Origin of the sequence: Corallococcus sp. AB049A, assembly GCF_003668885.1 — a bacterium.
Lineage (GTDB): Bacteria > Myxococcota > Myxococcia > Myxococcales > Myxococcaceae > Corallococcus > Corallococcus interemptor.
Genome location: NZ_RAWL01000345.1, coordinates 1 through 9395 on the forward strand (window position 1 = coordinate 1; position 9395 = coordinate 9395).

8 protein-coding genes are annotated in these 9395 nt (G+C 70.9%); 5 read left to right on the plus strand and 3 right to left on the minus strand.

Annotated elements, in window-relative coordinates:
* Positions 1-144 precede the first annotated feature (144 nt).
* The 4 genes from D7X55_RS45785 to D7X55_RS29230 all read left to right on the plus strand — a co-directional run bounded on the left by D7X55_RS45785 (position 145) and on the right by D7X55_RS29230 (position 3478).
* Positions 145-588 (plus strand): transposase, encoded by a 444-nt coding sequence (locus D7X55_RS45785; protein ID WP_368666512.1) that lies wholly within the window; start codon positions 145-147, stop codon positions 586-588.
* Complete coding sequence (locus D7X55_RS29220; protein WP_147470253.1) at positions 506-1453, plus strand: hypothetical protein; 948 nt, start codon at positions 506-508, stop codon at positions 1451-1453. Before D7X55_RS45785 ends, D7X55_RS29220 begins: the two co-directional genes overlap by 83 nt.
* Before the next feature lie 76 nt (positions 1454-1529).
* On the plus strand, positions 1530-2477 hold the full coding sequence (locus D7X55_RS29225) for a hypothetical protein (protein ID WP_147470254.1): 948 nt from the start codon (positions 1530-1532) through the stop codon (positions 2475-2477).
* Positions 2478-2545: 68 nt separating this feature from the next.
* A complete protein-coding gene (locus tag D7X55_RS29230; protein WP_121724778.1) occupies positions 2546-3478 on the plus strand; it encodes a hypothetical protein in 933 nt (310 codons plus the stop codon).
* Between the two features lie 16 nt (positions 3479-3494).
* On the opposite strand, the gene D7X55_RS29235 is transcribed toward D7X55_RS29230, so the two are convergent.
* The 3 genes from D7X55_RS29235 to D7X55_RS29245 are packed head-to-tail and all read right to left on the minus strand — an operon-like array spanning position 3495 to position 6440.
* A complete protein-coding gene (locus D7X55_RS29235) occupies positions 3495-4550 on the minus strand; it encodes a zinc-binding dehydrogenase (protein WP_121724779.1) in 1056 nt (351 codons plus the stop codon).
* An 18-nt stretch (positions 4551-4568) separates the two neighbouring features.
* A complete protein-coding gene (locus D7X55_RS29240; RefSeq protein WP_121724780.1) occupies positions 4569-5870 on the minus strand; it encodes a universal stress protein in 1302 nt (433 codons plus the stop codon).
* A 33-nt stretch (positions 5871-5903) separates the two neighbouring features.
* The gene (locus tag D7X55_RS29245; protein ID WP_121724781.1) at positions 5904-6440 is read right to left on the minus strand and encodes a flavodoxin domain-containing protein; all 537 of its coding nucleotides are present in this window, start codon (positions 6438-6440) and stop codon (positions 5904-5906) included.
* Between the two features lie 162 nt (positions 6441-6602).
* Here D7X55_RS29245 and D7X55_RS29250 point away from each other — a divergent pair, with 162 nt between their 5' ends.
* A complete protein-coding gene (locus D7X55_RS29250) occupies positions 6603-9125 on the plus strand; it encodes a cation-transporting P-type ATPase (RefSeq protein WP_121724782.1) in 2523 nt (840 codons plus the stop codon).
* Positions 9126-9395: the final 270 nt, after the last annotated feature.

Consider the following 9395-nt stretch of genomic DNA (forward strand, 5'->3'; position numbering starts at 1 on the left):
CGCGGGCCGAAGCCAAGGAAGCAGAAGGGCTACGCGCCAGGAAGCGAGGTGCGCCGACAGGTCGCGACATCACGCGTCCTCGCTGCCGGCACCGTCGACTACGTCGAGCAAGATGTTTAAAGGGATGTCTTTTAGGGGCTGTCCCTGACCTCGTGTTCGAGAAGCGATGCCGATTGGGGCCGCATCGAACCCCTGCTGGGCTCCAGGAGCGGCCTTCGCTCGAAGCGAGGAGACCGTGACTTCATCAACGCAGGGGTGTGGCGCGTGAAGACCGGGGTGCAGTGGCGGGACTTGCCCGATTGGGGCGTTCTCGGCGACCTCGCCGTCCTGCACGTCGCATCCATGCTTCTTTGGCTGCGCCAATCAGGGACAGCCCCTGGCCCCCGCTTTCCCTTTTTCATGACTCGCTGTGCGGACGTGGCTGTGATTTCGCGTGCGGGTCCGCCTGCCTTGACCGTGTATTGTTCAAAATCCTATCATCGGCCCCTTCCTGAGGGGGAAGTCCATGCAAGGGTTGAAGTGGTTCGTGGGCGCGCTCGCGTTGCTGGCGCTCGCGTTGCTGGCGCTCGCGTGTGGCGGGGTGTCTGAACCGTCCACGCCGGTGCTGCGCGACGGTGAGGGGCTGCTGGAGCTGCCGCTGGTGTCGACGTCAGCGGGACGCAGCTACAAGCTGGTGGGGGCGACGTTCGCCATCACCGGCCCGCAGAACGCGACCCTCACGGACACGTCCACGGATTCCGTGATGCTGCCGCTCATCGCGGGGACGTACTCCATCCAGATGAACGGTGACTGGCACGTGGAGCGCACGGACGCGCCGGGCGTCACCGTTCCCGTCACGCTGGTGTCCCCGAACCCGATGCGGTTCACCCTGGGCGAGGGGGAAACGCAGCCCGTGCGCTTCCTGTTCAAGGTGCCGGGAGATGGCACCGTGAACGTGGGCATTGGCGTGGACTCTGGCGGCTGGATTTCGGGAACGCTTGTGTTCGAGCCTGCATCGCCGCCTCCGCCCGGGAGCCCTGCGAACATCTTCGTTGACCTGGGAGGGAAGACCATTCCCTTCGTCATCAGCTTCGAGTCCTCGACGGTGACGCGATCGATTGAGTCCGGGTACAAGCAGCTCCGGGTCCAGACAGGACCGGTGACCTTTCAGCTCGGGGGCCAGACGAGCCGGGCCATTCAGCAGCAATACGTCGCTGCGCTTCAAGGGGTGACGTTGAAGCTCTTCATGGAGTCCTCTGGGGCTTCCAGCGTCTACATGGCGGGGATCTTTCTGGAGAGCCAGGATCACCGCGTCCAGTTCTATCTCAGCCAGCCGTCGTACCTTCTGGAACAGGACGCGGAAGGCTACCCGCTGCTGAAGGCCACGGCCTTCCCGTGGGGGTACGCGCAGTTCGCCGCCAACGGCTCGGAGAGCGGTGTCGCCGAGCTCCGAGAGGGCATGTTCTCGCCGTAGTGGCATCCACCGTCGCGCGGCGTCTGGGTTGTGATTCGTTGAAGGTTTTTTCGTCGCATTGGGGAGAGGGAAGTCCATGCAAATGTTGAAGTGGTTCGTCGGCGCGCTCGCGTTGCTGGCGCTCGCGTGTGGCGGGGTGTCTGAACCGTCCACGCCGGTGATTCGTGACGGCGAGGGATTGCTGGAGCTTCCGCTGGTGTCGACGTCGGCGGGACGCAGCTACAAGCTGGTGGGGGCGACGTTCGCCATCACCGGCCCGCAGAACACCACCCTCACGGACACGTCCGCGGACTCGGTGAGCGTGGCGCTCATGGCCGGGACGTACTCCATCCAGATGAATGGGAACTGGCACGTGGAGCGCACGGACGCGCCGGGCGTCACGGTGCCCGTCACGCTGGTGTCACCCAATCCGATGACGTTCATCCTGGACGAGGGCGAGACGCGCCCGGTGCGCTTCCTGTTCAAGGTGCCGGGAGATGGCACCGCGGACGTGCGCGTCGGCGTGGATTCCGGGGGGTGGATTTCCGGAACGCTCCAGTTCAATCCCCGCACGCCGCCTCCGACATATCCGGGGGGACCCAACATCCCCGACCCCTTTGCCGATGTAGCCGGGAAGACTGTTCCCTTCGTCATCAGCTTCGATTCGTCAACGGTGACCCGGTCGACTGCTGGTGGCTACAAGCACGTCGACATCCAAACCTCTCCCGTGACCCTTCAGTTCGGGGGGGCGACCGGTGCGGTCTTCCAACAGCAGTTCGTTTCCGCGCTGCAGGGCCAGACCTTGTCCTTCAGCATGGCGACTCCCTTTCCGACCAGCATGTTCATTGGACCGGTCAAACTGGAGAACCAGGAGCGGGGCGTCCGGCTCGAGGTCTTCTTTTCGGATCTGTTTCCGGGCGCGGACGCGGAGGGTTATTCGCTCCTGCAGCCCACGAGCTTCAACGAGGGCGCCATCGACTTCTACTTCGCTGGCGCGGGGACCATCGGTAGCCAGATCAGCAACGGCACCTTCGCGCCGCGGTAGCACCTGACGCCAGCGTCTGGTCATGCATTGTTGAAAATCTTGTCTTTGCATTCATGAGAGGGAAATCCATGCAGATGTTGAAGTGGTTCGTCGGCGCGCTCGCGTTGCTGGCGGTCGCCTGTGGTGAGATTGCCGAAACGTCCACGCCGGTGCTGCGCGACGGTGAGGGACTGCTGGAGCTGCCGCTGGTGTCGACGTCGGCGGGGCGCAGCTACAAGCTGGTGGGCGCGACGTTCGCCATCACCGGCCCGCAGAACGCGACCCTCACGGATACGTCCGCGGAGACGGTGAGCCAGCCGCTCATCGCGGGGGCGTACTCCATCCAGATGAACGGCGAATGGCACGTGGAGCGCACGGACGCGCCGGGCGTCACGGTGCCCGTCACGCTGGTGTCGCCCAATCCGATGACGTTCATCCTGGACGAGGGCGAGACGCTTCCGGTGCGCTTCCTGTTCAAGGTGCCGGAGGATGGCACCGCGAACGTGGGCATCGGCGTGGACACTGGGGGTTGGATCTCCGGAACCATCCAGTTCGACGCCTATGACGGGCCGCTTCCCGCGGATCCCCCGGACTACTTCACGGAGCTGCGCGGGAAGTCGGTTCCCTTCGTCATCACCTTCGAGTCCGCGACGCTCACGCGGGTGGACGATTATTGGACCAAGCAGGTGCAGGTGCAGACCAGCCCCATCACCGTGCAGTTCGGTGGCGCGCCCACGGTCGTCCTGCAGCAGTTCGCTTCCGCGTTCCGGGGACTCCCGCTGTCCTTCACCCTGCTGGGCAGCACCCAGGGCTCTGGCTGGATGTCCATGATGCACATCCAGACCGCGTCCGGGGGCTTCAACTGGGACCTGGATATGTCGCGGGCCATGCTGGACGTGGATGCGGAGGGCTTTCCCCTCCTGAAGCCGTTCTCCTTCAACCAGGTCAGCACGATGCTCTTCCGGCAGTACATGGGGAACGCCTCGGGCATCGTGAGCAACGGCACCTTCGCGCCGCGCTAAGCCACCACCGGCCTGCTCAAGGCCGGATGGCGACCTTGAGCACGCCGTCCTTGCGCTGGCTGAACAGCTCGTACGCCTCCTGGATGTCCTTGAGCTGGAAGCGGTGCGTGAAGAGCGGCGTCAGGTCCACGCGCTTCGCGCGCACCACCTCCATCAGGCGCCGCATGCGCTCCTTGCCGCCCGGGCAGAGCGTGGTGACGATGCGGTGGTCTCCCAGCCCCGCCGCGAAGGCGTCGTAGGGCAGCTGCAGCTTCCCGGAGTACACCCCCAGGCTGGACAGCGTGCCGCCGGGGTTGAGCGAGCGCAGCGCGCTTTCGAAGGTCTGCTGCGTGCCCAGCGCTTCAATGGCCACGTCCACGCCGCCGCCGGTGAGCCGCTTCACCTCCGCCACCACGTCCTGGTTCCGGAAGTCGAGCACCACGTCCGCGCCCAGCTTCTTCGCCATGGACAGACGCGCCTCGTCCCCGTCCACGCCAATCACCAGCGACGCGCCCATCAGCCGCGCCCCCACGGTGGCGCACAGGCCAATGGGCCCCTGCGCGAACACCACCACCGCGTCACCTATCTTCACGCCGCCGGACTCCGCGCCGCTGAAGCCCGTGGACGCGATGTCCGCCAGGAGCAGCACCTGTTCGTCCTTCAGCTCGTCCGGGATGGGCGCCAGGTTCGCCTGCGCGAAGGGCACGCGCACGAACTCCGCCTGCACGCCGTTCATCGTGTTGCCCAGCCGCCAGCCCCCCGCCGCTTCAATGCCCCCGCCGTGGCCGCACTGGGACGCGTGCCCGGAGAGACAGCCCCGGCACTGGCCGCACGGGGTAATCGCCCCCACCAGCACGCGCTGCCCCGCCTGGTAGCCCGTCACCCCCGGGCCCAGCTCGTCGATGACGCCCACCATCTCATGGCCCACGGTGAGGCCGGGCTTCACCGGGTACTCCCCGCGCAGGATGTGCACGTCGGTGCCGCAGATGGTGGTGAGCGTCACCCGGACGATGGCCTCGCCCGCGCCCGCCTTCGGCCGCTCCACGTCCTCCACGCCCAGCTTCTGGGTGCCCCGGAATACCGTTGCCTTCATGGCTCACCTCGTCTGTCTTCAGGCGCGCGGCATGCGCACCGTCACGGCGGGCCGGTCGCTGCGGGCCATCACCTGCCGCGCCACGGAGCCCAGCACCGCGCGGCCCACGCCCGTGCGGCCGTGCGTGCCCAGGCACACGAGGTCCACGCAGTAGCGCTCCGCGGCCTGGGTGATGACCCCCGCCACGTCATCGCCCTTGAGCACCGTCAGCTCCACCTTGTGCGGCCCCGACTCCTGCTCTGTCGCCGGCACCCGCAGCTCCAGCTGGTGGCGGGCGGCCTGGACGGCCTCGGGGGACGCGTCCGCGGGCTCCACGTGCAAGAGGTGCACGGTGCCTCCGGGCGGCGTCAGCGCGAAGGCATAGGCGACGGCGCGGTCCCCGGGCTCCGTGAAGTCCGTGGTCGCCAGCACCGCGCGCACCTGGGGCGGCTCGGTGGCCATGCCCTGCTCGGCCGTGAGCACCGGCACGCTCACCACGGACATGGAGGCCAGCCGCCGCGCGTGCTGCGACACGCTCCACAGCCGCGCGAGCGCCTTGCGGTGGTGCGTGCCCACCACCAGCACGTCCACGTGCTCCTCCTCGGCCAGCGCCACCAGGTGGTCCGCGACGCGGCCCAGCCCCGGCTCCAGCCGCGCGCGCACCGTCACGCCGGGAATGCGCAGCGGCTCCAGCAGCGCGTCCGCCTCCCGCTCCAGCGCCTCGCGCAGCTCCAGGGACACGTCCTTGTAGCTGCGCGGGTGCACCAGCCCCAGCCGCTTCGCCTCCTCGGAGACCCAGAAGATGCGGCCGCCCACCACCTCCAGCGGCCCGAAGCGCGACAGCTCCTTCACCCAGTCCCGCGCGACCTCGAAGGGACGCGAGCGGTCCACGCCCACCATCACCCGCAGCGGACGCTCGCCGCGCGCCCAGGCCTCCAGCGCCGAGGCCTCGCGGACCACCAGGAAGGGCACCGTCAGCGCCTGCGCCATCCTGTCGACCGTGCCGCCCAGGCCCAGGAAGGGCGTCTCCTCGCGAGGCGCGGCGGACACCACCAGCTTCAGGTCGCGCTCCGTCACCAGCGCGCTCAGGGCCCCCTCCGGCTCACCGGTGAGCACGACGGGTTCGACCCGCGAGCCGGACAGCGCCTCCAGCCGCCGCGCCTCGTCCTGGAGCGCGACCCGCACCGCTTCGTGCGCGCGCTCGCCGAAGGTGCGCACCACGTTGCCCGGCAACGCGTGCACCAGCAGCAGCGAGGCGTCCATCCGCCGGGCGAGCAGGGCCGCCGTCTCACCCGCGCGCCGGGAGGCGTCCGAGAAGTGGGTGGTGCTCGCGATGTTCATGGCCCCTCCTGGCCGTCGCCGGTTTCAAGCTAGTCACCCCAATGAGTCCTGGTGCAGGGCCGCGGAGCCGGCCCACGGACGCCCGGCCTCGCGCAGCTCCCGGGCCACGCCGCGCGTCCATCGGGCGATCCGCTCGGGGTCCCGCCAGTCCCCCGCGTGCTCGCGCGCCATGGCGTGGGCGATGAAGCCCCGGGCGTCGGACTCCAGCCGCCCCCCGAAGGTCTCGTGGCCCCGGGCCCCCACCTGCTCCATGAGGGCCCGCACCTGCGCCGTGGGCGGGATGCGCTCCTGCGACGCCGAGTCGTCCAGCGGTCCGCTGGAGAAGAACCAGACGGGCCGCCCGCGCAGCTCGTGGAGGTGGTGGTGCACGAAGCGCCGGGCCCGGAGGTGCCATTGGTTGGCGTAGAGCCCGCCTCCGACGATGACGGCGTCGTAGACGCGCACGTCGTCGACGGCTTCCGGGGGCGCCGCCTCCGCGTCGAAGCCCTCGTCCCGCAGGACGCGGGCCATCAGCCCGGCGATCTCCCGGGTCCCGCCCAGCTTGCTTCCATAGGTGATGAGGATCCGCATCCGTGCCCTCCCTGGCCGGTGGAATCCGTCATGCGTGGCGTCTGTGAGGCCCGCGCGCAGAAGGCTCCCGGCAGGCAGCCCCTCCCCGCGAGGCAGCGCCGCTCCCGGCCGCCGTGCATTGCCGTCGTTCCCTCGGGGCCCCAGCTTCCCGCGGGGGGCGTCATGCGAGTCCTGGTTCCGGTCCATCGCCTGCCTCAGGGCTGGCAAGACGCGCGCGGTCTGGAGACGCAGGACGTGCTGGCGCGCCGCGCGCGCCATGGCCCCAACGACGTGCAGGGCCGGCCTCCGCGCTCCACGCTGCGGAGCCTGCGTGAGGCCGCGAGCGACCCGATGCTCTGGTTCCTGGTGGGCACGAGCGCCCTCTACTTCGCCCTGGGCGAGCGCGTGGATGGCGCGGTGATGCTGCTGGCGCTCGCTCCGCTCATGGGCATGGACGTCTTCCTGCACCACCGGACCCAGGCCTCCACCGAGGGCCTGCGCGGACGCCTGGCCGCGCACGCGACGGTGCTGCGGGAGGGCCGCGAGGCGGTGGTGCCCGCGGCGGACGTGGTGCCCGGAGACCTGGTGCGCGTGGAGGCGGGCCAGCAGTTCCCCGCGGACGGCCTGGTGATCGAGGGGCAGGGACTGCAGGCCGAGGAGTCCTCGCTCACCGGTGAGTCGCTGCCCGTGCGCAAGCGGCCGCTCACGCGCCTTCCCCCGGGCGCGGAGCCCGCGGTGGACGCGGTGCACTGGGGCCTGGCCGGGACGCGGCTGCTCACCGGGACGGCCTGGGTGCGCGTCGTCTTCACCGGCCCGGAGACGCTGTACGGGAGCATCATCCGCTCGGCGGGGCAGGAGACGCGGGCGCGCACGCCGCTCCAGCACGCGGTGGCGCGGCTGGTGGCGGTGCTGATGGGCGTGGCGACGGCGCTCTGCGCGGTGCTGGCGCTCGTCCGCCTGCGCCAGGGTTTCGGGTGGCTGGATGCGCTCCTGAGCGCGGCGACGCTCGGCGTGGCGGCGCTGCCCGAGGAGTTCCCCGTGGCCCTCACGTTCTTCCTGGGCGCGGGGGTGTACCGCCTGGCCCGGCGGCAGGCGCTGGTGCGGCAGGCCGTCTCCGTCGAGAACATCGGCCGCGTGAGCTGCGTGTGCTCGGACAAGACGGGCACGCTGACGGAGGGGCTGCTGCGGGTGGCCCGGCTGCTGCCGTCACCCGGCACCTCGAATCGGGCGCTGCTGGAGACCGCGGTGCTGGCGTCGCGGGAGGAGGGGAAGGATCCGCTGGACGTGGCGCTCCTGGAGGCGGGGGCGGCCTGGCAACCGGCGCTCTCCGCTTCTCCCCGCGAGGCCACCTTCCCCTTCACCGAGGACCGCCAGCGGGAGACGGCGGTGGTGCGGCGGGAGGACGGGACGCTGCTCGCCGCGGTGAAGGGCGCCCCCGAGCGGGTGCTGGACCTGTGCGCGCTCTCGCCGGAGGCCCGGCGGGAGTGGGCGCTTCGCGTGGACGCGCTCGCGTGCGAGGGCCACAAGGTCATCGCGTGCGCGAGCCGCACGCTGGACGCGGCGCACTGGCATGGCGGAGAGCCGGACCGGGGCTTCGGCTTCGCGGGGCTCGTGGCGTGCGAGGACCCGGTGCGCGCGGGCGTGGAGGCGGCGGTGCGGGAGTGCCGCGACGCGGGGCTGCGCGCGGTGATGGTGACGGGGGACCACCCCCGCACGGCGCTCGCGGTGGCCCGGCGGCTGGGGTTGGGGGGCGAGCACCCGGTGGTGCTCACCGGAGAGGCCCTGGAGGCGCGGCTGGCCGACACCGGACGCGTGCCGCCCGTGGACGTGGTGGCGCGCGCGCTGCCCGCGCAGAAGTACGCGCTGGTGAAGGCGCTGCGCAAGCAGGGCGAGGTGGTGGCCGCCACCGGCGACGGGGTGAACGACGTGCCGGCGCTCCAGGCCGCGGACGTGGGCATCGCCATGGGGGAGCGGGGCACCCGGAGCGCGCGAGAGGCGTCCTCCATCGTGCTGCTCAACGACGACTTCGGCACGCTGGTGCGCGCCATCGCGGAGGGCCGGCAGCTGTTCTCCAACCTGCAGCGCTGCTTCCTCTACCTGCTGCTCATCCACATCCCGCTGGTGGGCACGGCGGCGCTGATGCCGCTCTGGGGGCAGCCGCTCGTGTACCTGCCCATCCACATCGTGTGGCTGGAGCTCATCATCCACCCCACCGCGATGCTGGCCTTCCAGTCGGCCGCGCGTCCCGGCCAGCTCACCGCGCTGCGCGCGAGGCCCGCCGCGCGCTTCTTCTCCTGGCGGGAGTGGGCCCTGCTCACCGCGGTGGGCGCGCTGCTGGCGTGCGGGCTCGTCTGGGCCTGGACCCGGTGCCTGTCGCAAGGGCCCGACGTCGAGCGCGCGCGGGCGGTGGCGATGGCCACGCTCACGCTGGCGAGCGCCACCTTCGCGGCGGTGCTCACCCGGCTGCGGACCCGCACCGCGCGGTGGGTCTGCGCCCTGTCGCTGGGCTTCTCCGTGCTGCTCATCCAGGTGCCCGCGCTGGGCGCGCTCGTGGGGCTGCACCCGCCCACGGCTCGCGACTGGGGCCGGGTGCTCGCCGTCGTCGGCGCCGCGCTGGCGCTCCTGCTCGTCGCGGGGCCGCGCGCGCGGGGAGGCCTGCTCCGGCGGCGAGCCGGACAGCCCACGCTGGCCCCGGAGGCCTCATGACGGCCCTGTCGCGCGGGACGCCCCCCGGCCGCTCGCGCTTTTCCCCGGACCGGACAGGCAGGACGCATTGCCGGGCCCCGCGCCGGACCCCAGGTTCTCTCCAAGGGGTGTCATGCGAATCCCTGTTCCGGTCCATCGCCTGTCCTGGGCCCGGGAGCCCGTGCGCGCCCGTCCAGGCGGTCCGCCGCCGCCGCGCGCGCGGTTGCTCCAGAGGTCCGTGCCCGTGGCGAGCGTGTTCGCGGCCGGAGTGGGCACGCTGCTGCTCTGCGT

Coding starts and splice junctions, on each gene's coding strand:
- D7X55_RS29230 (WP_121724778.1), top strand. CDS start 2,546: ATGCAGATGTTGAAGTGGTTCGTCGGCGCGCTCGCGTTGCTGGCGGTC.
- D7X55_RS29250 (WP_121724782.1), top strand. CDS start 6,603: ATGCGAGTCCTGGTTCCGGTCCATCGCCTGCCTCAGGGCTGGCAAGAC.
- D7X55_RS29235 (WP_121724779.1), bottom strand. CDS start 4,550: ATGAAGGCAACGGTATTCCGGGGCACCCAGAAGCTGGGCGTGGAGGAC.
- D7X55_RS29220 (WP_147470253.1), top strand. CDS start 506: ATGCAAGGGTTGAAGTGGTTCGTGGGCGCGCTCGCGTTGCTGGCGCTC.
- D7X55_RS29245 (WP_121724781.1), bottom strand. CDS start 6,440: ATGCGGATCCTCATCACCTATGGAAGCAAGCTGGGCGGGACCCGGGAG.
- D7X55_RS29225 (WP_147470254.1), top strand. CDS start 1,530: ATGCAAATGTTGAAGTGGTTCGTCGGCGCGCTCGCGTTGCTGGCGCTC.
- D7X55_RS29240 (WP_121724780.1), bottom strand. CDS start 5,870: ATGAACATCGCGAGCACCACCCACTTCTCGGACGCCTCCCGGCGCGCG.